Origin of the sequence: Hylemonella gracilis ATCC 19624 (genome assembly GCF_000211835.1) — a bacterium.
In the GTDB taxonomy this organism is placed as follows: domain Bacteria; phylum Pseudomonadota; class Gammaproteobacteria; order Burkholderiales; family Burkholderiaceae_C; genus Hylemonella; species Hylemonella gracilis.
Map to the genome: position 1 here is coordinate 31,144 of NZ_AEGR01000082.1, position 22,546 is coordinate 53,689.

General features: G+C 66.0%; 20 protein-coding genes. 4 read left to right on the forward strand and 16 right to left on the reverse strand.

Features of this window, described 5'->3' with window-relative positions; genetic code table 11:
* Positions 1 to 121: 121 nt before the first annotated feature.
* The 9 genes from HGR_RS13100 to HGR_RS13140 all read right to left on the reverse strand — a co-directional run bounded on the left by HGR_RS13100 (position 122) and on the right by HGR_RS13140 (position 12,083).
* Positions 122 to 1,858, reverse strand: coding sequence for an IlvD/Edd family dehydratase (locus HGR_RS13100; protein WP_006298761.1), 1,737 nt, complete (start codon positions 1,856 to 1,858; stop codon positions 122 to 124).
* A gap of 24 nt (positions 1,859 to 1,882) precedes the next feature.
* On the reverse strand, positions 1,883 to 2,842 hold the full coding sequence (gene yjfF, locus HGR_RS13105; RefSeq protein ID WP_050797469.1) for a galactofuranose ABC transporter, permease protein YjfF: 960 nt from the start codon (positions 2,840 to 2,842) through the stop codon (positions 1,883 to 1,885).
* Between the two features lie 128 nt (positions 2,843 to 2,970).
* Positions 2,971 to 4,047, reverse strand: coding sequence for an ABC transporter permease (locus HGR_RS13110; RefSeq protein WP_006298763.1), 1,077 nt, complete (start codon positions 4,045 to 4,047; stop codon positions 2,971 to 2,973).
* Positions 4,044 to 5,585 (reverse strand): sugar ABC transporter ATP-binding protein, encoded by a 1,542-nt coding sequence (locus tag HGR_RS13115; RefSeq protein ID WP_039853545.1) that lies wholly within the window; start codon positions 5,583 to 5,585, stop codon positions 4,044 to 4,046. The genes HGR_RS13110 and HGR_RS13115 overlap by 4 nt, the downstream gene beginning before the upstream one ends.
* Positions 5,586 to 5,598: 13 nt before the next feature.
* Positions 5,599 to 6,843 carry a multiple monosaccharide ABC transporter permease gene (mmsB, locus tag HGR_RS13120; RefSeq protein WP_006298765.1) on the reverse strand — a complete coding sequence of 415 codons (1,245 nt, stop codon included), beginning with the start codon at positions 6,841 to 6,843 and terminating at the stop codon, positions 5,599 to 5,601.
* A gap of 2 nt (positions 6,844 to 6,845) precedes the next feature.
* Entirely contained in the window at positions 6,846 to 8,360 is a 1,515-nt protein-coding gene (gene mmsA / locus HGR_RS13125) for a multiple monosaccharide ABC transporter ATP-binding protein (protein WP_006298766.1), read from the reverse strand.
* A 33-nt stretch (positions 8,361 to 8,393) separates the two neighbouring features.
* On the reverse strand, positions 8,394 to 9,473 hold the full coding sequence (gene chvE / locus HGR_RS13130) for a multiple monosaccharide ABC transporter substrate-binding protein (protein WP_006298767.1): 1,080 nt from the start codon (positions 9,471 to 9,473) through the stop codon (positions 8,394 to 8,396).
* Positions 9,474 to 9,627: 154 nt separating this feature from the next.
* The gene (locus HGR_RS13135) at positions 9,628 to 10,593 is read right to left on the reverse strand and encodes an ABC transporter substrate-binding protein (protein WP_006298768.1); all 966 of its coding nucleotides are present in this window, start codon (positions 10,591 to 10,593) and stop codon (positions 9,628 to 9,630) included.
* Between the two features lie 38 nt (positions 10,594 to 10,631).
* On the reverse strand, positions 10,632 to 12,083 hold the full coding sequence (locus HGR_RS13140; protein ID WP_006298769.1) for an aldehyde dehydrogenase family protein: 1,452 nt from the start codon (positions 12,081 to 12,083) through the stop codon (positions 10,632 to 10,634).
* Positions 12,084 to 12,197: 114 nt separating this feature from the next.
* Here HGR_RS13140 and HGR_RS13145 point away from each other — a divergent pair, with 114 nt between their 5' ends.
* Positions 12,198 to 13,160 (forward strand): LysR substrate-binding domain-containing protein, encoded by a 963-nt coding sequence (locus HGR_RS13145; protein WP_006298770.1) that lies wholly within the window; start codon positions 12,198 to 12,200, stop codon positions 13,158 to 13,160.
* A gap of 136 nt (positions 13,161 to 13,296) precedes the next feature.
* Here HGR_RS13145 and HGR_RS13150 read toward each other — a convergent pair whose 3' ends face one another.
* The gene (locus HGR_RS13150; RefSeq protein WP_006298771.1) at positions 13,297 to 14,091 is read right to left on the reverse strand and encodes an SDR family NAD(P)-dependent oxidoreductase; all 795 of its coding nucleotides are present in this window, start codon (positions 14,089 to 14,091) and stop codon (positions 13,297 to 13,299) included.
* Positions 14,092 to 14,224: 133 nt separating this feature from the next.
* Here HGR_RS13150 and HGR_RS13155 point away from each other — a divergent pair, with 133 nt between their 5' ends.
* The 3 genes from HGR_RS13155 (at position 14,225) to HGR_RS13165 (ending at position 16,788) form a co-directional block, all read left to right on the forward strand.
* Positions 14,225 to 15,178, forward strand: a complete 954-nt coding sequence (locus HGR_RS13155) for an SMP-30/gluconolactonase/LRE family protein (protein ID WP_039853546.1) — start codon at positions 14,225 to 14,227, stop codon at positions 15,176 to 15,178.
* A gap of 133 nt (positions 15,179 to 15,311) precedes the next feature.
* A complete protein-coding gene (locus tag HGR_RS13160) occupies positions 15,312 to 16,244 on the forward strand; it encodes an aldose 1-epimerase (RefSeq protein ID WP_006298773.1) in 933 nt (310 codons plus the stop codon).
* A gap of 127 nt (positions 16,245 to 16,371) precedes the next feature.
* The gene (locus HGR_RS13165) at positions 16,372 to 16,788 is read left to right on the forward strand and encodes a transcriptional regulator (protein ID WP_006298774.1); all 417 of its coding nucleotides are present in this window, start codon (positions 16,372 to 16,374) and stop codon (positions 16,786 to 16,788) included.
* Positions 16,789 to 16,932: 144 nt separating this feature from the next.
* On the opposite strand, the gene queF is transcribed toward HGR_RS13165, so the two are convergent.
* Genes queF through HGR_RS13195 form a run of 6 tightly spaced genes read right to left on the reverse strand, consistent with a single transcriptional unit; the run spans position 16,933 to position 22,502 of the window.
* Positions 16,933 to 17,805, reverse strand: a complete 873-nt coding sequence (gene queF, locus HGR_RS13170; protein ID WP_039853563.1) for an NADPH-dependent 7-cyano-7-deazaguanine reductase QueF — start codon at positions 17,803 to 17,805, stop codon at positions 16,933 to 16,935.
* A gap of 11 nt (positions 17,806 to 17,816) precedes the next feature.
* Positions 17,817 to 18,608 carry a peroxide stress protein YaaA gene (gene yaaA, locus HGR_RS13175; RefSeq protein WP_006298776.1) on the reverse strand — a complete coding sequence of 264 codons (792 nt, stop codon included), beginning with the start codon at positions 18,606 to 18,608 and terminating at the stop codon, positions 17,817 to 17,819.
* Positions 18,609 to 18,638: 30 nt separating this feature from the next.
* Positions 18,639 to 19,061, reverse strand: a complete 423-nt coding sequence (locus HGR_RS13180; RefSeq protein ID WP_006298777.1) for a GtrA family protein — start codon at positions 19,059 to 19,061, stop codon at positions 18,639 to 18,641.
* On the reverse strand, positions 19,061 to 20,593 hold the full coding sequence (locus HGR_RS13185; RefSeq protein ID WP_006298778.1) for a DUF6056 family protein: 1,533 nt from the start codon (positions 20,591 to 20,593) through the stop codon (positions 19,061 to 19,063). Before HGR_RS13185 ends, HGR_RS13180 begins: the two co-directional genes overlap by 1 nt.
* Positions 20,590 to 21,453 (reverse strand): ChbG/HpnK family deacetylase, encoded by an 864-nt coding sequence (locus HGR_RS13190; protein ID WP_006298779.1) that lies wholly within the window; start codon positions 21,451 to 21,453, stop codon positions 20,590 to 20,592. The genes HGR_RS13185 and HGR_RS13190 overlap by 4 nt, the downstream gene beginning before the upstream one ends.
* Positions 21,450 to 22,502, reverse strand: coding sequence for a glycosyltransferase family 2 protein (locus tag HGR_RS13195; protein WP_006298780.1), 1,053 nt, complete (start codon positions 22,500 to 22,502; stop codon positions 21,450 to 21,452). Before HGR_RS13195 ends, HGR_RS13190 begins: the two co-directional genes overlap by 4 nt.
* Between the last annotated feature and the right edge of the window lie 44 nt (positions 22,503 to 22,546).

Here is a 22,546-nt window from a genome sequence, read left to right on the forward strand (position 1 = left end):
GCATGTTCCGGTCCACCCGGAGCGCCGAATGCCATCCAGGGCTCCCGTGGAGCCGGCTTTGCCGGGCCACTGGGAGCGTCCCCCCCGGGGGGGATGACGCGAAGCGGCACAGGGGGGCATATCAATGAGAGTGGCGCGGCACCGCAGAGCCGCGGCAGCCGACCAGGAAGTCGAAGTCGCAGCCTTCGTCGGCCTGCAACACGTGGTCCACGTACAGGCGCTGGTAGCCGCCGCGTCCGCCCATGTCGGCGTTCTTCAGCGCCTGCATGCGCTGGGCCAGTTCGGCCTCGCTGATGTCCAGGTGCAAGCGGCCCTGCTCGCAATCGAGTTCGATGAAGTCACCGTCGCGCACGGCGGCCAGCGGGCCGCCCGCGGCGGCTTCGGGCGCCACGTGCAGCACCACCGTGCCGTAAGCCGTGCCGCTCATGCGGGCGTCGGAGATGCGCACCATGTCCTTCACGCCTTGGCGCAGCAGCTTCGGGGGCAAGCCCATATTGCCCACTTCGGCCATGCCGGGGTAACCGCGCGGGCCGCAGTTCTTCATCACCATCACGCAGCTGGCGTCGATGTCCAGGTTTTCGTCGACGATGCGTTCCTTGTAGTGCTCGAGGTTCTCAAACACCACGGCGCGGCCGCGGTGCTTGAGTAGTTCGGGCGAGGCGGCGGAGGGCTTGAGCACCGCGCCGCGCGGCGCGAGGTTGCCGCGCAGGATGCAGATGCCCCCGTCGGCGATCAGGGGCTTGTTGATCGGGCGGATCACTTCGTCGTTGTACTGGGGGGCCTCGCGCACGTTGTCCCAGAGGCTCTTGCCATTGACGGTGAGCGCGTTCGGGTGCGGCAGCAGCTGGTTCTCGCCCAGGCGGCGCAGCACGGCGGGCAGGCCACCGGCGTAATAGAACTCTTCCATCAGGAAACGCCCCGAGGGCTGCAGGTCCACCAAGGTGGGCGTGCCGCGGCCGATGCGCGTCCAGTCCTCCAGCTCCAGTTGCACGCCGATGCGACCCGCGATGGCCTTGAGGTGGATCACGGCATTCGTCGAGCCGCCGATGGCGGCGTTGGTGCGGATGGCGTTCTCGAAGGCCTCGCGCGTGAGGATCTTGGACAGGCGCAGGTCCTCGTGCACCATCTCCACGATGCGGCGGCCCGACATGTGGGCCAGCACGTAGCGGCGTGCGTCCACGGCGGGAATCGCCGCGTTGTGCGGCAGCGAGGTGCCCAGCGCCTCGGCCATGCAGGCCATGGTGGAGGCCGTGCCCATGGTGTTGCAGGTGCCCGCGGAGCGCGACATGCCGGCCTCGGCCGCGAAGAACTGGTGTTCGTTGATCTCGCCCGCCTTCAACGATTCATGCAAGCGCCACACGGCGGTGCCCGAGCCGATGTCCTTGCCGTCGAGCTTGCCGTTGAGCATGGGGCCACCGGTCACCACGATGGCGGGCACGTCGCAGCTGGCCGCGCCCATCAGCAGCGCGGGCGTGGTCTTGTCGCATCCCACCAGCAGCACCACCGCGTCGATGGGGTTGCCGCGGATGGCTTCTTCCACGTCCATGCTGGCCAGGTTGCGCGTGAGCATGGCCGTGGGGCGCAGATTCGATTCGCCGTTGGAGAACACCGGGAACTCCACCGGAAAGCCGCCGGCCTCGTAGATGCCGCGCTTGACGTGCTCCGCGATCTTGCGGAAATGCGCGTTGCAGGGCGTCAACTCGGACCAGGTGTTGCAGATGCCGATGACGGGGCGGCCATCGAACTCATGGTCCGGGATGCCCTGGTTCTTCATCCAGCTGCGGTACATGAAGCCGTTCTTGTCGGCGGTGCCGAACCATTCGGTGGAACGGAGTTTCTTTTTCGTGGGGGTGGTCATGATGGAAAGAGAGGAGGAGGTGATTCAGACAGATGAGGCCGGCCGGCGCGCCAACACGCGTTGCAGCAGGCAGAAGATGAGCAGCAGCACACCGACGACGATGCGGGTCCACCAGGAACTGAGCGTGCCGTCGAAGGAAATCAGCGTCTGGATGATGCCCAGCGTCAGCACGCCGAACAGCGTGCCCGCCACGTAGCCCACGCCGCCGGTCAGCAGGGTGCCGCCGATGACGACGGCCGCGATCGCGTCCAGCTCCATGCCGGTGGCGTGCAGGCCGTAGCCGGAGAGCATGTAGAAGGTGAAGACCACGCCGCCCAGCGCCGAGCAGAAGCCCGAGAGCAGGTAGGCCCCCACCAGGGTGCGGCGCACCGGCAAGCCCATCAGCACCGCGGACTGCTCATTGCCGCCCACGGCGTAGACCGCGCGGCCGAAGGGCGTCCAGTGGGCCACGAAGATGGCGACCAGCAGCAGGCCAACGGCGATCAGCGCGCCCAGCGAGATGGACGCCGTTTCACCCAGTTGCAGACGCCACTGGGCCAGCTCGGAATAGCCTTCGTGGGTGATGGTGATCGAGTCAATGCTGATCAAGTAGCACAGGCCCCGGGCCAGGAACATGCCCGCTAGCGTCACCACGAAGGGTTGCAGCCGGTAGCGTTGGATCAGGAAGCCCATGAACGCACCAAAGGCCGCGCCCATCAGCAGCACCAAGGGAATCGCCGCCAGCGGGCTCCAGCCATGGTGCTCGACCAGGGTCGCCAGCACCATGGTGCTCAGCGCCACCACGGAGCCCACCGACAGGTCGATGCCGCCGGACAGGATCACGAAGGTCATGCCAATCGCGACGATGATCAAGAAGGCGTTGTCGATCAGCAGGTTCAAGAACACCTGGACGGAGAAGAAGCCGGGGTAGAGCATCGACCCCAAGGAGGCCATGAGCACGAACAAGGTCATGGTGGCCGCGAGCGGCAGGTATTTGGCGTTCATGCCCGAGAACAGGGAAGAGGAGGGACGGTCCACCGGCGGGGCCGCCTCGGCGGAGCCCGCCCGCAGCGGCGACGGCGAAGAGAGCGACGAGGTGGTGGACGAAGCCGTGGACGTAGACGTGGCGCGCATCACCAGGCCTCCTTGGACACGCCACGGCGCACGAGCACGCCCAGTTCGGCGCGGAACTCCGGCGACTGCAGGAGCATCACGACGAACACGACACCGGCCTTGACCACCAGATTGATCTCGGGCGGCACCCCCAGGGAGTAGATCGCGTAGGTCAGCGTCTGGATGATCAGCGCGCCGATCACGCTGCCCACCAGGCTGAAGCGCCCGCCCAGCAGCGAGGTGCCGCCCAGGGTCACGGCCAGGATGGCGTCCAGCTCCAGCAATTGCCCGGCGTTGTTGCCATCGGCGCTTTTGACGTTGGAGCTGATCAGCAGCCCGGCGATGCCCGCGCACACGCCGCAGAACACGTAGGCTCCCAGAACCAGGCGCCCCGAGCGCACGCCCGCCACGCGCGCCGCGGACGGATTGATGCCCACGGCCTGAATGAACAGGCCCAGCGCCGTGCGCGTGACGGCCAGGTAGAGCAGCACGAAGATCGCCGCCACCACGAAGAGCGAGAAGGGCAGGCCCGCCAGATACCCGCCACCCAGGAAGAAATAGGGCTTGTAGTAAATGGTGATGATCTGCCCGTCGGTGATCAGCTGCGCGATGCCGCGGCCCGCCACCATCAGGATCAGTGTGGCGATGATGGGCTGCATGCCGATGCGCGCCACCAGCACGCCGTTCCACAGGCCGCACAGGGCGGCCACGCCCACCGCGCCCAGCAGGGCCAGGGGCAGGGGGAAGCGGCTTTCATCGCCCGCGACCGAGCCGCCGATCATCCAGGCCGCCACGGCGGCGGCGATGGCCACCACGGCGCCGACCGAGATGTCGATGCCGCGGGTGGCGATCACCATGGTCATGCCCAGGGAGACAAGCACCAGGGGCGCGGCGCGGTTGAGGATATCGATCAGGCTGCCGTACAGATGACCGTCGCGCCACTCGATGTGAAGGAAGCTGTCGTTGAACGCTGTGTTCACCGCGAGCAGCAGCAACAGGGTCAGCACAGGCCAGGCCAAGCGGTGCCGCAGCGCGGCGGTCCAGACCGAGGCGATTTGAGTAGGGGCGCCCGAGGCGCTTTGGAGAGGGCGGTTCATCCTGCGGCAATCATTTCGTAGACGGCGTCCTCGCTGCTTCCCGCGGGCAGTTCACCGACCTTGTGGCGGTCGCGCAGCACCACGATGCGGTGCGCGACACGCACCACCTCGCTCATTTCGGACGAGATGAAGAGCACGGCCATGCCCGCCTGCGCCAGGCGCAGGATCTGGTCCATGATCTCTCGCTTGGCGGCCACGTCGATGCCGCGCGTGGGTTCATCGAGGATCAGCAGACGGGGTTCGGTGGCGAGCCAGCGGGCCAGGATGGCCTTCTGTTGATTGCCGCCCGACAGCAGACCGATGGGCGTTTCCACGCTCGCGGTCTTGATGCCCAGCAGCTCGACGTAGCGCTGCGCCAGCGCGCTTTGTTCGGCCCGCGAGAGAAAACGGCCCATGCCCTGGCGGGCCTGCAAGGCCAGCGCGATGTTCTCGCGCACCGACAAGTCGGCCACGATGCCATCGGTCTTGCGTTCCTCGGGGCACAGGGCCAAGCCCTGGCGGATCGCGTCCATGGGGTTCGAGAAGGCCATCACTTGCCCATCGACGCGCAACACGCCCCGGTCCGGCAACTCCAGCCCGAACAGCAGACGGGCCAGCTCGGTGCGGCCGGCGCCCAGCAGCCCAGCCAGCCCGACCACCTCGCCCGCGCGCAGGCGCAGGTCCATGGGCTGCAGCTGGCCGCCCTGGCCCAAGCCTTCCACCTCCAGCAAGGCGGGCTGGTTCGCGTCGAAGGCGGGTTCCGCCTGCCGCTGGGTGGAGGACGCCGCCAGTTCACGGCCCAGCATGGCCGCGATCAGGGCGGGCGCGGGCAGGTCCGCCACCGGCCACTCGCCCACCCAGCTGCCGTTGCGCAGCACGGTGATGCGGTCCGAAATGGCGTACACCTGGTTCAGGAAGTGCGTGACGAACACGATGGACAGGCCCTCGTCACGCAAGCGGCGCAGCACGTCGAAGAGCTTGCGCACTTCGTCGTCGTCCAGGCTGGACGTGGGCTCGTCCAGGATCAGCACGCGCGACTCGATGCTCAGCGCGCGGGCGATGGACACCAGCTGCTGCACCGCCACCGGGTAGTCCGACAGCAGGCGCGTCACGTCGATGTCCAGGCCGACGCGCGCGACGAGTTCGCGGGCGCGTTGGTTCACCGCCGCCCAGTCGATGCGCCGGCCTTGGAGCAAGCCCTTGCGCGGGTAGCGACCGGCGTAGATGTTCTCCGCCACCGAGAGGTTGGGGCAGAGGTTGACCTCCTGGTAGACGGTGCTGATGCCCAGGCGTTGCGCGGCCAGGGGCGATTCGGGCCAAGCGGAGATCGGTTCGCCGGCTGACTCAGATCCCGCCAGCCGCATCTGCCCGCCGCTGGGCGGGATCGCGCCGGTGAGCACCTTGATCAGCGTGGATTTGCCCGCGCCGTTCTGGCCCATCAGGGCGTGGATCTCACCAGGGTAAAGGCGCAGTTGTACGTCGCGCAGCACCGGGATGCCCGCGAACTGCTTGTGGATGCCCGTGAGCTGCAGCACGGGCGTTAGGGATGGGCTGCTCATGGTGTTCCAGACTTCAGGCCTTGTTCTTGCCGTAGACATCGACCAGCACCGCCGCCAGCAACACCACGCCCTTGATGACCTGCTGGTAGTCGATGCCGATGCCCAGGATGGACATGCCGTTGTTCATCACGCCCATGACGAAGGCGCCGATCACCGCGCCCAGCACCTTGCCCACCCCGCCCGAGGCCGAGGCCCCGCCGATGAAGCAGGCGGCGATCACGTCCAGCTCGAAGCCCAGGCCTGCCTTGGGCGTGGCCGTGTTCAGGCGCGCGGCGAACACCAGGCCGGCCAGGGCGGCCAGCACACCCATGTTGACGAAGGCGTAGAAGGCCAGGCGCTCGGTCTTGATGCCGGAAAGCTTGGCCGCCTTCTCGTTGCCGCCCATCGCGTAGAGGCGTCGGCCCACGGTGGTGCGGCTGGTGACGAAGTCGAACAGCACGATCAGCACGGCCATCACGACCAGCACATTGGGCAGGCCCTTGTAGGACGCCAGCAGGTAGCTGAAGTAAATCAGCAGGGCGGCGAACACGGCCGTCTTGAGGCTGAACAAGGCCGCGGGCTCGACCTGCATGCCATGGCGCAGGCGCTTGGCGCGCGAGCGCAGCACGGCCAGGGTCAAGGCGGCGGCGGCGGCCACGCCCAGCAGCAGGGACGTCAGGCGCAGCGTTTCCGCGTTGAAGAGGTCGGGGATGAAGCCCGAGCTGAGCATCTGGAAGGCATCGGGGAACGGCCCCACCGATTGGCCCGCCAGCAGCGCCAGGGCCAGGCCCTTGAAGACCAGCATGCCCGCCAGCGTGACGATGAAGGAGGGAATGCGCGAGTAAGCCACGAACCAGCCCTGGAGGGCGCCGATCAGGCCGCCGCACAGCAGGCAGACCAGGGTCGCGGGCAGGAAGTGCCAATCGAATTGCACCATCAGCACGGCCGCCAGCGCGCCGATGAAGCCGCAGACCGAGCCGACCGAAAGGTCGATGTGGCCCGCCACGATGACCAGCAGCATGCCCAGCGCCATGATGACGATGTAGCTGTTTTGCAGCAGCAGGTTGGTGAGGTTCAAGGGCTGCATCAGCGTGCCCTCGGTCACGACCTGGAAGAAAGCCATGATCGCGATCAGCATGATCAGCATGCCGTACTCGCGGAAATTTTGCTTCAAGTGATGCAGCGTGGAGCGGCCCGCAGGCGTGTGCGTGTGCGCGGGCAGGGGCTGGGCCTGAGTCTGGCTCGGGGAGGGCGGGAGGGTGGCGGAAGACTGGGACATGGTCAGGCGGTTTTCACAATGGCTCGCATGATCTTTTCCTGGGAGGCTTCGGCCGTGGGCATCTCGGCGACGAAGCGCCCTTCGTCCATCACGTAGATCCGGTCCGAGATGCCCAGCAGCTCGGGAAGCTCCGAGGAGATCACGATCACGCACTTGCCCTCCTGGGCCAGTTGCGCGATGAGGGTATAGATTTCGTACTTGGCGCCCACGTCGATGCCGCGCGTGGGCTCGTCGAGGATGAGCACCTCGGGGTTGGTGAAGAGCCACTTGCTCAGCACTACCTTCTGTTGGTTGCCACCCGAGAGGTGGACCGTCTTCTGGTCCACGCCCGCGCAGCGGATGCGCAGCCGTTCGCGGTAGTCCTGCGCGATCTGATGCTCGCGGGCGTCGTCGATCACCGCCGCGCGGGAGACACCTTCGAGGCGAGCCAGCGGGACGTTGAAGCAAATGTCTTCATCGAGCACCAGGCCGTAGCCCTTGCGGTCCTCGGTGAGGTAGGCCAGGCCGTGACGGATGGCCTTGCCCACCGTGCTCACGTCGATGGGCTGGCCATTGAGCAGGACCTGGCCGCTGATGCGCTGGCCCCAGGAGCGGCCGAAAATGCTCATGGCCAATTCGGTGCGACCGGCGCCCATCAGCCCGGCGATGCCCACGATCTCGCCGCGCTTCACCTGCAGGTTGACGCCCTTGATGAAGGCGTCGCCCCGTTCAGGATGGTGCACGTGCCAGTCACGCACTTCGAAAGCCGTTTCGCCGATGCGGGGCTGGCGGCGTGGGTAGCGGTCTTCCATCTTGCGGCCGACCATGGCTTGGATCACGCGGTCTTCGCTGACCGGGCCAGCGCGGCAGTCCAGCGTCTCCACGGTGCTGCCGTCGCGCAGCACGGTGATGGCGTCGGCCACGCGGGCGATTTCGTTGAGCTTGTGCGAAATCAAGATGCAGGTGATGCCCTGCGCCTTGAGTTCCAGCAGCAGGTCGAGCAGGGCTTGGCTGTCTTCCTCGTTCAGGCTGGCGGTCGGTTCGTCCAGGATCAGCAGCTTCACCTCGCGCGACAGCGCCTTGGCGATTTCGACCAGCTGCTGCTTGCCGATGCCCAGCTGACCGACCAGCGCGTCCGAGGACTCGCGCAGGCCCACCTTCTTCAGCAGCGCCTGCGTCTTGCCGTGCGCGGCCATCCAGTCGATCACACCGTGACGCGCCGTCTCCTTGCCGAGGAAGATGTTCTCGGCGATGGAGAGCAGGGGCACCAGCGCCAGCTCCTGGTGGATGATGATGATCCCCAGGCGTTCGCTGTCGCGGATGCCTTCAAAGTGGCGCTCCTGACCGTCGAAGCGGATCGCCCCGTCGTAGCTGCCGTGAGGGTAGATGCCCGAGAGCACCTTCATCAGCGTGGACTTGCCAGCGCCGTTTTCGCCAACGATGGCATGGATCTCGCCGGCCTGGACCCGCAGGTTCACCCGGTCCAGGGCGACCACGCCCGTGAAGGTCTTGCGGATGTCCCGCATCTCGAGCAGCATGAGGCAAACGCTCCGTCGATCAGGTGGGCGGGCTTACTTGAGCTGGGCTTCGGTGTAGTAACCGCTGCCGACCAGCACCTGCTTCCAGTTGGAGGCATCCACCGCCACCGGCTTGAGCAGGTAGGACGGGACCACCTTCACGCCGTTGTTGTAGGTCTTGGTGTCGTTGATCTCGGGGCTCTTGCCCGACAGCACCGCATCCACCATGTTTGCGGCGACCTTGGCCAGCTCACGCGTGTCCTTGAACACGGTGGAATGCTGCTCGCCCCGCAGGATGGACTTGACCGACGGAATCTCCGCGTCCTGGCCGCTGACCACCGGGCAGGGTTGCTGCGCCGTGCAGTAGCCCACGCCCTTGAGCGAGGACAGGATGCCGATGGACAGACCGTCGTAGGGTGACAGCACGGCGTGGACCTTGTCCTTGCCATAGAAGGCGGAGAGCAGGTTGTCCATGCGGGCCTGCGCCACCGCGCCGTCCCAGCGCAGCGTGCCCACCTTGTTCATGCCGGTCTGCTTGCTGCGCACCACCAGCTTGCCGCTGTCGATGTAGGGCTGCAGCACGCTCATGGCGCCGTCGTAGAAGAAGTAGGCGTTGTTGTCGTCCGGCGAGCCGCCGAAGAGTTCGATGTTGAACGGACCCTTGCCCTGCTTCAGGCCCAGCTTGTCCACGATGGAGGTGGCTTGCAGCACGCCGACTTGGAAGTTGTCGAAGGTGGCGTAGTAGTCCACGTTCTTCGAGCCTTTGATCAGACGGTCGTAGGCGATGACCTTGATGCCCTTGTCGGCGGCGTTTTGCAGCACGCGCGACAGCGTGGTGCCGTCGATGGAGGCGATCACCAGCACCTTCACACCCTTGGTGATCATGTTCTCGATCTGGGCCAGCTGGTTCGGGATATCGTCCTCGGCGTACTGCAGTTCCGTGCGGTAGCCGCGTGCCTTCAGCACCTTGACCATGTTGTCGCCGTCGGCGATCCAGCGCGACGAGGACTTGGTCGGCATCGAGATGCCTATGCTGCCCTTGTCCTGCGCGGACGCGGTGTGCGCGAGGCCGAGGGCGCCCAAGGTGCCCAAGGCCAGTGTGGCCACCAGGGCCTGAAGAGTGTTTCGTTTCATGGGGGTCTCCTGCTTGTTGTTCGTTCGTGGCCGCGTCGCGTCGGATGACGCGAGTCGGCCTCTGTCTGTCGATATGGACAGCCGCTGGCGGGTGCCGACGGCCGCCGGTCAAGTCCGTGAGCGATCAGCCGATCGCTCGATCAGTACTTGCCGATCAGTACTTGCGCTTGGGAAATTCGCGGGCGGCGATTTCCATCGGGAAGATGCCTTCCTCGGTCACGATGCGCTTCTGGATGGGCTTGCCCGCCTTGACGTCCTTGGCCGCGGCCATCAGCTGCGGGCCCAGCAACGGGCTGCATTCCACGCTCACGTTGAGCTTGCCGGCGATCATGGCCTCGAAGGCGCCCTTCACGGCGTCGATGGAGATGATGGTGATGTCCTTGGCCGGCTTCAGGCCCGCTTCTTCGATGGCCTGGATCGCGCCGATGGCCATGTCGTCGTTGTGCGCGTAGAGCACGTTGATCTTCTTGCCCTCGGCCTTCAGGAAGGCTTCCATGACTTCCTTGCCCTTGGCGCGCGTGAAGTCACCGGTTTGCGAACGGATGATCTTGAACTTCGGATCGGCCTTGATGATTTCCTCGAAGCCCTTCTTGCGGTCGATCGCGGGCGCCGAGCCCACGGTGCCTTGCAGTTCGACGATGTTGACCTCGCCCTTTTCGTTCTTCATCTTCTCGACCAGCCAGCGGCCCGCCTTGCGGCCTTCTTCCACGAAGTCGGAGCCGATGAAGGTCACGTACAGCGAGGTGTCCTTCACGTTGACCGCGCGGTCGGTCAGGATCACCGGGATCTTGGCGGCCTTGGCTTCACGCAGCACCGGCTCCCAGCCCGACTCGACCACGGGCGAAAAGGCGATGACGTCCACCTTCTGCGCGATGAAGGAGCGGATGGCCTTGATCTGGTTTTCCTGCTTCTGCTGGGCGTCGGAGAACTTGAGTTCGATCCCCGCTTCCTTCGCGGCCGATTTGATGGACTCGGAGTTGGCCGTGCGCCATTCGCTCTCGGCGCCCACCTGGCTGAAGCCCATGACGAGCGGTTTCTGCTGTGCCCAGGCGCCCGTGGGCAGGGCGGCCAGTGGCGCGCAGGCCAAGGCGAGGGTGAGGATGCGGCGGTTGAATCTCATGGTTTTTGTCTCCTGGTTGTTGAAGTGAGAAAAAAAGATCAAGCCAGCATGTAGCCGGTTTTGACCGTGGTGAAAAACTCGACAGCGTAGCGACCCTGCTCGCGTGCCCCGTGGCTGGAGGCCTTGCGGCCACCAAAGGGCACGTGGAAATCCACGCCCGCGGTGGGCAAGTTGACCATCGTCATGCCCACGTCCGCGTGCCGCTTGAAGTGCATGGCGTGCTTGAGCGAGGTGGTGCACAGGCCCGCGCACAGCCCGAAGGGGGTGTCGTTGGCCAGGGCCAGGGCGTGGTCGTAGTCGTCCGCGCGCAGCACGCAGGCCACGGGGCCAAACACTTCCTCGCGCGCAATGCGGTGCTCGGGCCGCGCCAGGAAGAGGGCGGGGCTCATGTAATGGCCGGGCGTCGCGCGCTGCAGGCGTTCACCGCCCCAGACGTGTTCCGCGCCCTCGTTGCGCGCGATCTCGATGTAGGCCAGATCCTGGTCGAGCTGGTTCTTGTCGACCACGGGGCCCATTTCGATGCCGCGCTCCAGCGCGTGGCCGACCTTGAGGTCCACCAGGCGCTGGCGCAGCCGGGCCACGAAGGCGTCGTGCACCTTGGCCTCCACGATCAAGCGACTGGACGCGGTGCAGCGTTGGCCCGTGGAGAAATACGCGCCTTGCAGCGCGCAGTCCACGGCCTGCTCCAGATCGGCGTCGGCCAACACCACCAGCGGGTTCTTGCCGCCCATTTCCAGCTGAGCCTTGGCGCGCCGCGCGCTGGCCGCCTGCAGGATGCGCTCGCCCGTCGGCACCGAGCCGGTGAAGCTCAGCGCGTTGACCAGGGGGTGGTCCACCAGGGTCTGGCCGACTTCGCGGCCGCTGCCCATCACCAGGTTGAAGACCCCCGCGGGCAGTCCGCAGCGGCTCACGATGTCGGTCAAGGCCCAGCCACAGGCAGGCACCAGCTCGGCCGGCTTGAACACCACGGTGTTGCCGTAGGCCAAGGCCGGCGCGATCTTCCAGGCGGGAATGGCGAAGGGAAAGTTCCAAGGCGTGATCAGGCCGACCACGCCCACGGGTTCGCGGGTCACGTCCACCTGCACGCCGGGTCGCACCGAGGCGATGGTGTCCCCCGGCACGCGCAGCGCCTCGCCCGCGAAGAACTTGAAGATTTGTCCGGCCCGGGCGACCTCGCCCACCGCTTCGGGCAGGGTTTTGCCTTCCTCGCGCGCCAACAGGGTGCCCAGTTCGTCCTTGCGCGCCAAGATTTCGCTGCCGATCTGGTCCAGGGCATCGGCGCGGCGTTGGGGGGTGCTCAGGCTCCAGGATGGCAGGGCGTCGGCGGCGGCCCGGATGGCTTCTTCGGCCTGGTTGCGGTCGGCCCGTGCGTATTCGGCCACCACCTCCCGCGTGTCCGAGGGGTTGATGCTCGTGCCCGTGGTGCTGCCACTGACCCAGCGCCCGTTGATGTAGTGTCGGGGTGTGGGCTGGGAGTCACCGCGTTTCATGTGGGGGTCGGGCCGTCTACTGAATGTGAAAGCGAAGTCTATGGATGTTTTTAATATCAATCCAATAGTTTTTTGTGCAAAATAGATATCACTATCTGCATTCTGGAAAACCAGATGAGCACCTACAACCATTGGTTCATCCGCGCTCGCCTCAAGACCCGCCAACTGCTGTTGCTCGTGGCCTTGGCTGAGGAGGGCAATATCCACCGGGCCGCGCAGGTGCTCAGCATGACCCAGCCCGCGGCGTCCAAGCTGCTCAAGGATCTGGAGGACGTGCTGGAGGTGCCGCTGTTCGAGCGCCTGCCGCGCGGCATGCGGCCCACCTGGTACGGGGAAACCATGATCCGGCACGCCCGCATGGCCCTGGCGAGTCTGAACCAGGCGCACGACGAACTGAGCGCGCTCAAGACCGGGCATTTCGGCCAAGTGGGGGTTGGCGCCATCACTTCGCCGGGCCTGCGCGTATTGCCCTCCGCGGTGGCCCTGGTCAAGCAGGAGCATCCCAGCCTGCGGGTGTCGCTGGACATCGAGACCAGCCCGGTGCTGCTGGAGCGCCTGGAGCAGGGCCGGCTGGACATCCTGGTGGGCCGCTTGTTCGCCGAGCACGACAAGGCGCATCTGCGTTACGAGCCCCTCACGGGTGAGCAGGTCTGCGCCGTGGCGCGGCCGGGCCATGCCCTGTTGGGCATGAGTGGGCTGACCTTGCGCGACGTGGTGTCGGCGGGCTGGATCCTTCCGCCCACGGGCAGCGTGTTGCGGCACCGTTTTGATCTGATGTTCCAGCAGGACGGGCTGGCGCCGCCGCTCAACATCGTCGAGACCTCGTCGCTGCTTTTCATCACCCGCATGCTGCAGCAGAGCGACATGGTGGCCGTGCTGGCGGTCGACGTGGCGCAGTACTACGCAGCGCACGGGATCATGTCGGTGCTGCCCATCGACCTGCCCTGCCACATGGACGACTTCGGCATCATCACCCGCACCGACCGCCTGCTCTCGCCCGCCGCCAAGGTGATGATGAAGGCCATCAAGCAGACCAGTCAGGCGCAGTACGGGCGCCGTCTGGACGCCGGTGACTAGGGCCAGAACCGCCGCGCAAGGGCCGCCCCGCCGCGCAAGGGCCGCCCCGCCGCGCTGGCGGTGTCCCCTTTCCCGAATTGCGCAGCAATTCGAGAGAAGGGGGAAGGCGCGCAGCGCCTCAGGGGGTTGATCCGAATCAGACCCAGCCCGCGTCCACTTTGAATTCCTGGGCCGTGCACATGGCCGCGTCGTCCGAGGCCAGGAACAGCACCATGCGCGCGATGTCGTGCGGCTGCAGTTTGTCGGGCAGGCACTGGTTGCGCTGGATTTCCTGCTCGCCCTCCGCGTCCAGCCAGAGCTTGATCTGGCGCTCGGTCATGACCCAGCCGGGCGAGACGGTGTTGATGCGGATGCGGTCGCGCCCCAAGGGCTTGGCCAGACCGCGCGTCAGGCCGTTCACCGAGGACTTGGCGATGGCGTAGCAGGGGTAGGCACCGCCCTTGCCTTGCCAGCCCGTGGAGCCCAGGTTGATCACCGAGCCCGCGCCCAGCCGCCGCATGCCCGGCACCACCGCCTGGATGGCGAAGAAGGCCGGGCGTTCGTTGATGGCCATGCGCTCGTCGTAGTACTCCGGCGTGACGGACTCGAGCGTGTGGCGGTCGTCGTTGGCCACGTTGTTGACGAGCGCCGAGAAATCCCCCAATTCCTTCGCGGCGTCTTGGATGGCCGATTGCAGCGCCTTCACATCGCGCACGTCGCAGACCCGCCACCAGGGGCGGGCGTGGCCGGCATCGGCCACTTGCTGGGCCAGCTTCTCGCTGGCGTCACGGGCCACGTCCACGAAGGCCACGCGCGCGCCTTGTTCGGCGAAGGCGCTCACGATGGCCGCGCCGATGCCGCTGCCGCCGCCCGTGATGAAGACGGCGCGGTCTTTCAGGCTGGGGAACCGCGAAAACTGGGAGGTCGATGGGGTCGTGATGCTGGATGACATATCAATAAAAGTATCAATAAATAGTAAAAAAATAGATTACGTATATTAATGTGCGTTGATAAGATGGCCTGTGTCAAGAGGCTTGTACCGGAGCCCTGCCGGAACGGGCGATAAAACAAAGATGGAGACCTGCATGCCTGCCCAGGAAATTCCCACTGCCGCGCCCTGGCGGCCTGAGTCCGTGGCCCCCGTGATCGGCGAGCTGCGTTGCGTTCAGGCGGCGGGCGCCGAACTCGGCGAAGGGCTGCTCTGGTCGGTGCGGGAGCAGGTGCTGTACTGGGTGGACATCTTGTCGCGCCAACTGCACCGCTGGGACCCCCGCAGCGGGACGCAAACCCGCTGGACCTTCGCCGAGGAAATCTCCGCCCTGGCCGAGCGCGCCCGCGCCCCCGGCCTGGTGGTGACCTTGCGCAGGGGCTATGCCTTGTTCGATCCCGCCAGCGGTGGTGAGCCGCGCTACCTGCACCAGCCCGAACCCGAACGCACGGGCAACCGCTTCAACGATGGCAAATGTGACGCCCAAGGCCGTTTCTGGGCCGGGTCCATGGACTTTGCCTGCGAGGCGCCCAGCGGCGCGCTCTACCGTCTGGACCCGGACGGCCGCTGCACGCGCCACGAAGACGGCTTCGCCGTGACCAATGGGCCGACCTGGGCCGGGGGCGATGTCGGCCGCCGCCGTCACCTGTACTTCAATGACACGGTGCAAGGCCGCGTTTACCGCTACGACAGCGACCCCGTCACGGGCACGCTGTCCAACAAAGTCCTGTGGAAGCAATTCGACGAGGGGGAGGGCCTGCCCGACGGCATGACCACGGACGCGCTGGGCCGTCTCTGGATCGCGCACTGGGGCGGCGCCCGCGTGAGTTGCCATGACCCGCAGACCACCGAAGAACTGGCCCGCGTCACCTTGCCCACGGGCCAAGTCACCAACTGCGCCTTCGGCGGCCCGGACCTGCGCACCCTCTTCATCTCCACGGCCCGGGTCGGCATGGGAGCGGCGCAGCTGGCGGCCGAACCCCTGGCGGGCGGACTGTTCGCGGTGGAGGTGGACAGTCCGGGGCTGCCCGCGCACCTCTACGGCGGGTAGTTGCGCGCGCGGCGGGCGCGTTCGTTCAAGGCGCACGCCGCCAAGATGTTTCTCATTGACCTGACTGGTCCTCACTCGACCAGACCAGACCTGACCTCCTTCCTTCTTCCCATTTCTTGATGAAAGTGCCTGCATGAGTAACACCGCCCATCCCATCGTCTGGCTGCGTCACGCCGGGCAGCATCTCGGCTTGGTCCCCAGCCTCGGCGGCAGCGTCGCCGCGTGGCAGATCGACCAGCCCTCGGCCCCGCAGGGCCGACTCGACCTCTGGCGGCCCTGGGACGTCCGCACCCCGGATCTGTACCAGCTGGCCTCCTTTGCCATGGTGCCTTGGTCCAATCGCATCAGTGGCGGCGGCTTTGAACACGCAGGCCGTTTCCACCCCATGCAGCCCAACCGCGCGGGCGAGCCTTACCCGATCCATGGCGACGGCTGGCTCCAGCCTTGGGCCCTGAGCCAACCCGCGCCCGACACCCTGGAGATGACCCTGCATTCACGCGGCTTCCAGGGCAACCCCTACGACTACGAGGCCGTGCAGACCTTCCGCCTGGTGGACGGCGGTCTGGACCAGGAGGTGCGCTTGCGCCACCGGGGCGCAGCGCCCTTGCCCTACGGCATCGGCTTGCACCCGTGGTTCCCGCGCACGCCCAAGACGCGCATCACGGCGCCCGTGCAGGGTGTTTGGCTCAGCGGGCAGGACCCCTTGCCCGTGGGGCACACGGCGCAGTTCCCCGAGGGCTGGGATTTGAATCAAGGCATTTCGGCCCATGGGACGTTGATCGACAACGGCTACACGGGCTGGGGCGGTCAGGCCAGGATCGAGTGGCCGGAGCACGGCCTCGCCTTGACGGCCCAGATGCCCGACTTCGATGCCGACGGTGGCTCGGCAAACCATTACTGCCTGATCTATCGCCCGCCGCAAGGACCGGCTTTTTGTTTCGAGCCCATCACCCAGCCCATCGACGCCTTCCACCTGCCGGGGCGTCCGGGTCTGCGCGTGTTGAGCTCGGGCGAGACCCTGGTGATGCGCGTGAGCTGGCGTTTTGCCGCGCTGGCCCGGGGCTGAGCACCGCATCGAGACGCCGCCCCCACCGGGTTCAACCGGGACGCCACAACGCGGATCAAACTTCTAATTGAATTTTCAATTCAACAGCTAGTGCATTTCCCATGCCATCGAAATTTAGTTTCAGGGCATGGACAACAAGCTCGATTTCGCCCGGCGCCTGCGCGAGGCCATGGAGGCGGCGGGGCTGGACCCCCGGCCCAGCGTGCTGTTGAACTTGTTCAACAGCCGCTACTGGGGACGCTCAGTGACCTTTCAGGCCGTGTCGCGCTGGTTGAAGGGCGAGGCGATTCCGGCCCAGGACAAACTGGTGGTGCTCGCCGAACTGTTGCGGGTCGAGCCCAGCGTCCTGCGTTTCGGCGTTCAATCACAAGCGCGCTTGCAAGCCCGGGAACGGCGCTGGGAAGAGGGCGTGGGTTACACGGAGCGCGAAACCTTCGAGGCCTTTCTGAACCTGCCGCCGCCGCAACGCAAGCTGGTGGGCGACATCATCCGCGCCTTTGCCGCCTTGTCTGGCAAAAGCGGCGGGGAACATGGAAAGCGCTAGGGCCCGTTAGCACTTGGGTAATTCGCACTTGGGTAGTTCGCACTCGGGCAATTAGCTCTAGGGTAATTCATGTGAACAGGCCCGAGCCACGCGGCCGCGCCCCCGTGCCGGTCCCTCGCGTGAGAGCCCGATGCGAGCCCGCGTTCACTGACGCGCCGTGCGCACGTTCGCTGGCTGGGTCTGGGGGTGGCTGCTGCGCCAGGGGTTGATGTCCAGTCCGCCGCGGCGCGTGTAGCGCGCGTAGACCGTCAGCTTGGTGGGTTTGCAGCGGCGCATCAGGTCCATGTAGATGCGTTCCACGCACTGCTCGTGGAACTCGTTGTGCTGGCGAAAGCTCACCAGGTACTGCAGCAGGCCGGCCTGGTCGATCTGCGGGCCGCTGTAGCTGATTTGCACGCTGCCCCAGTCCGGCTGCCCGGTCACCAGGCAGTTGCTCTTGAGCAGGCCGCTGGTCAGGGTCTCGGTGACTGGTTGTTCGTCGAAGGCGGCGCTCAACAGCTCGGGTGCGGGCTGGTACTGGGTGCATTCCACGTCGAGGCGGTCGAGGCTCAGGCCATCGAGTTCGTGGATGGGCTCCTGGTCGAACTGCTCGGGCGTGAGCAGGCGCAGCCCCACGAAGCCGGACTTGCCCGAGCCGCGCCAGACGGCTTCGCTCAGGTCCATGCGCAGCCGCACCTTCACCTCGTCGGCGTCGGCGAACTTGGTGTTGTTGAAACTGTTGAGGTAGAGCTTGAAGGACTTGCTCTCCACGATGTTGGGTGTCTCACAGGGCACGGTGACGTGGGCAATGGCCACTTGCGGCTTGCCGCGCGCGTTGAGCCAGCTCAGCTCGTAGGCCGTCCAGAGGTCGGCGCCCAGGAAGGGAAGGACGCTGCCTTTCTTGACCTGGGGGATGCCGATTTCCTCGCGCTTGGCCGCACGCGGCAGCGGGAAGAGCAGGCTGGGGTCGTACTGGTCCTTGTAGGCCGAAGCCTTGCCCAGCTGGGAATCTTCGGGCGTGGGGGCGGGCGGGTTCATGGCCATGGGGCTCAGTCCTGGACTCTGCGGCGGAACACCAGGCGGTCCGGCTCGGACGCCGCGGCGTCGAAACCATAACCATCCACCTTGAACTTTTCCAGCTGCTTGGGCGTGGTGACGCGCTTGCTGGCCGCATAACGGGCCATCAAGCCGCGCGCGCGCTTGGCGTTGAAGCTGATCACCTTGTAGATGCCGCCCTTGTAGTCCTCGAACACGCACTCGATCACGCGGGCCTGCAGCACCTTGCGGTCCACGGACTTGAAGTACTCCTGCGAGGCCAAGTTGACGACGATGGGGTTCTTTTGGCCTTCCAGGCGCTGGTTCAGGTAGTCGGCCATCGTGCTGCCCCAGAACTGGTAGAGGTTCTTGTAGGCTTTGCCGTCTTTTTCCGTGGGCAGGGCCGTGCCCATTTCGAGGCGGTAAGGTTGCATCCAGTCCAGCGGACGCAGCACGCCATAGAGACCGCTGAGGATGCAGACATGCTCTTGCATCCAATCCAGGGTTTCGGGCGGCAGCGTCTTCGCGTCCAGCCCTTCGTACACGTCGCCGTTGAAGGCCAGCACGGCCTGGCGCGAGTTCTTGGCGGTGAACTTCGGTGTCCAGGCCGCGTAACGGGCCACGTTGAGCTGCGACAGCGCGTCGCTCAGGTCCATCAGACCGGCGATCTGCTGGGGTGAGTAGCCGCGCAGCACTTGGATCAGCGCGGCGGCCTGCTGCGTGAACAGAGGCTGGCTGTGAGGCAGGTCTTTGCCGACGGGGCTGTCGAAGTCCAGGGATTTGGCGGGAGAAAGCAGAAACAGCATGGGCGGATTATGCGGATGGCGCAGGACGTTTCAGGGCGTGTCCAGGTGGGACGAGGATCGGAACGCCCAGTAGCGGCTGGCGATGAAGGTCAGCACGGCCTGCGCGATCAGGATGCCCGCCAGCAAACCGTCGTAAGGCAGTTCGGTGCTGTGCAGCAGCGCGACGTAGACGATTTCGTTGAGGACAAAATTGCTGGCCGAGATCAGGAAGAGGCGGCGCGCCGCCACGCTCCAAGGGGCTTGGGAGGCGCGGAAGGTCAGGAAGTGATGGCCCGCGAAAGACACCATGAATGCGACCAACCACCCTGCCCCATTGGCCAGGGCGGGTGCCCAGGCGAACTGCGAGACCAGCAGCACCGTCACGCCCCAGTGGGTGAGCGCCGCGCCCGTGCCCACGGCGACGAACAAAGACAGCTGCTGGGCAAGCCGCGCGAAGCGGCGCAAGCGTCCCATCAACGCGGCCTTTTCCGGATCTCCCGGCCCCAGACTTCCATGGCCTGTTGCTCGGCTTGCTCCTCGGGGGTGAGCATGGCCCGCGCTTGCTCGATCGTGCGGTACGGACCGGACACGTCAAATTGCCGGATGGGGGACCAGGTGCCCTCGAACCAGCTCATCATCTCGTCGTTGAAGAACTCGGAGAAGGGCTCGGACTCATCGCGCAACAAGGGCAGCCAATGGTATTTGGGAATGAAGATGTAAACGTCGCCCCGCGCCATGCCTTCGTGGATGATCTGCTGGCGCACGGCATTCTGCTCGGCCACCTGGTGATAGGCGCGCAGCATCAGCCCGTAAGACAGCGCAAAGACCAAGGCCAAGGCGGCCGTGCAGGCATTCAGGCCCGGGCGAACGCGCCGCGCACTGTCATCATCCTCCCGCCGTTCCCAAGCGAGCAGGAGGGCGCTGATGGCCAGCAGCAGGTACACCAGCGTGCCCGCGAGCGAGCGCTGCGGCAGCACAGGCGAGGCGACCATGATGGCCAGTGAAACGACCGCGGCCAGTATGAAGAGCCCGCCCATGACCACTTGCGGTCGCGCCGCTGCCGTCCTGAGTCGTTGCGCGATCAGCAGCAGCACCAAGGCGGCCAGCAGCACCAGGCCCAGATGGTGCAGGGCCAGGGGCACGCGCTCCGTGAAGTGCAGCAGGAAGCGCTCGTCCCAACCCAGCTTGTTCCACAGAATGTAGATTTTCTGACGGACCGCATTGCCCGGGGCCAACAGCAGGGCCGCAACGCCCAGCGCGAAGGCGAGGCCCAGGGCCAGCAGCTTGCCGTGCCAGACCCGCCAGCGCCCGCCGTCACGCACGAAGAGGACATACAGCCCCACCAGACCCATCAACAGCAGGCTAGTCAGGCTGGTGTTTTCGTTGGTGCAGCCCGCGATCGGCGCGAGCATCAAGGTCAGGACGGAGCGCGCGGACCAGCCTGGGCGGGTGTGCGGGTTAGTCGGCGCTTCCAGTGCCTCGCGCATGAACAGGCCGAGGAACAGCAAGTGCAGCACATTCGTCCACACATAGTTGGCCGACCCGACAAGCCAGAAGTTGATTTCGCCCAACGCAGGGTTGCCCAGCCAATAGAGCAAGAACAGCAGGGCGAAGCTGTGAACCGACTTCCAGGGCCGCGCGCGTCGTGCGCGCGCTGAAGCGAACGAGGTGCTCCTGGACAGTTCAAAGCGTGGCAGCCACCACAGCAAGCCGATCAGTGCAACGAAGGCCAAGGTGTTGACGGTGGCCGCCAAGGCGTGGCTGCGTGCGATCAGCACGGCGCTGGACAGAAAATCCGCCACCAGCCGACCGCTCCAACTCGTGTAGTGCTTCCACGTCGCGGCCCAAGTGATGCCCTTGTGCGTGTAGGCGTAGTCGTCCGAGTGCATGGGCGTGAACAGCTGCAGCGGCAGCATCAGCGCGAAGCAGGCCAGCAGCGCCATCAACAGGGGCACCCAGGTCTTGCGGTCGTCGATCAGTCGAGCAGGCGGGGGCAGGGGGCTCATGGCAGCAAGGCCGTCAGTCTTTGCAGCTGCACACCCGCCGCGCGCAGCGCTTCAGGATAGGCCGACGAGTTGAAATAACGATATTCCACCGGCCGCTGGGCGGCGATTGGGTCTGGATCTGCATGCTTGGCCGGCGTTGCGCTGGCCGGGTGGCACATGATGAGCATGCCTGGCTGCGCGGCTTTCAGCCACTGCGCGAAACAGGCGCCGTAGTCGGGCTGGTCAAAGCCATAGACGCCGGCAAAGCCATGGTTGCTGGGCCAGCCCAGGCGCGACAGCTCCTTGGACAGGGCCCGCCCGCCCAGCAGTTCCAGCACCTGGGCCTTGCCGTGCCAACGGCCATTGGCGCGGGTGGTGTTGCGTATCCAAGGTCTGGGGCCGCGCAGGCCCGCCGTGCCCTCTGGGGCATAGCGCCGTGCCAGCACTTTCAACATCACTTCGCGCACGCCGCGAAGCTGGTGCACATGCTGGTGCCCGTCGATGAAATCCGGCGCGCGGCCCAAGCCTTGCTCAAAAGCGTCGAGCTGCCGTTGCAAGGCGGTTTGGATCATCGTCTGCAGGCTCGGGCGCTTCAAGTCACCCGACAGGCTGCGCAGGATCAGTCCATTCAAGGACGCCGCCGCGGCACCGCCGAAGCCTTCGGTCAGGTTGAAATGCAAACCCACATCCGCCCGCAGGGGCGTGTCAACGCGCTGTTCCAAGCGTTCACGCAGGGCAGGCGCAGCCTGCTCGCGCCAGGACGGCGCCGTGCTGAAACAGCTGGCCGCGCTCAGCGCTTTTTTGTCCAGCAAATCCAGAATGCCCGCGCTGATGGCGGTGTTCTGCGCATAGTCATCGGCGCAGACGGCGATGGGGATCATGGGCCCCGGCTTTCTTTCGCTTCAGCTTGGCGGCTTGCATCTGGGCCCGAATGTGGGCCTGCATGAGGGGCCACGCCGCCATCCACGTCCCGCGCCAGCAGGTACAAGGGGCGTCGCTTGACCTCGTCGTACACCTGGCTCAGGTACTGACCGACGATGCCGATGGAGATCAGCTGGATGCCCGAGAAGAACATCAGCCCCGCCGCCAGCGTTGGCCAGCCGCGTACATCGCTGCCCCAGATCAGGTGCTCCAAGACGATGTAGAGGCCATAACAGAACGCTACCAGCGAGATCACCGCGCCGATGCCGCTCCAAATGCGCAGCGGCAGGGTCGTGAAGGCCATGACGCCGTTGACCGCCAATTGCGCCAGCCGGTGCAGGTTGAAGCTGGAGTGGCCCGAGGCGCGCTCCGCGGGCGTGAAGGGCAGCCCGATGCTGCGGTAGCCCACCCAGGCGTACAGCCCCTTCATGAAGCGGTTGCGTTCGGGCAGCTGGCGCAACGCGTCAGCCACCTGACGGTCCAGCAGGCGAAAGTCGCCCGCATGGCGCGGCATGTGAATGGAGGAGCTGAGTTCCATCAGGCCGTAGAAGGCGCCCACGCCCCAGCGGCGCAGCAGGCTTTCCTTCTCCCGGCTGGCCATCACGCCATACACCATGTCATAGCCCTCGCGCCACAGACGCACCATCTCGGGCAGCATGCTCAGCGGGTGCTGGTAGTCCGCATCGATCAGGATCACCGCGTCGCCTCGGGCATGTTCGATGCCCGCCGTCAGGGCCACTTCCTTGCCGAAGTTGCGCGCCAGCGAGAGGTAGCGCAGGCCAGGCCGGGGCAGCAGGGACGCCATGACGCTCTCCGTGGCGTCCGTGCTGCCATCGTTCACGACGATGATTTCATACGACTCGCACAGGGGCTTCAGGGCCTGGGCCAAGTCGTCGATGAACGCGGCCAGGTGGCCCGCCTCGTTGTAAGCGGGAACCACGCAAGACAGGACGCTGCGCTCCGGGCGAGCGACCGGGAAAGCGAGAGAGGTTTGGGGGGCCTGCGCCATGCGCGAACCTGGTTATTGGAATTGGGGCGGGAGTGTAGCCGAAG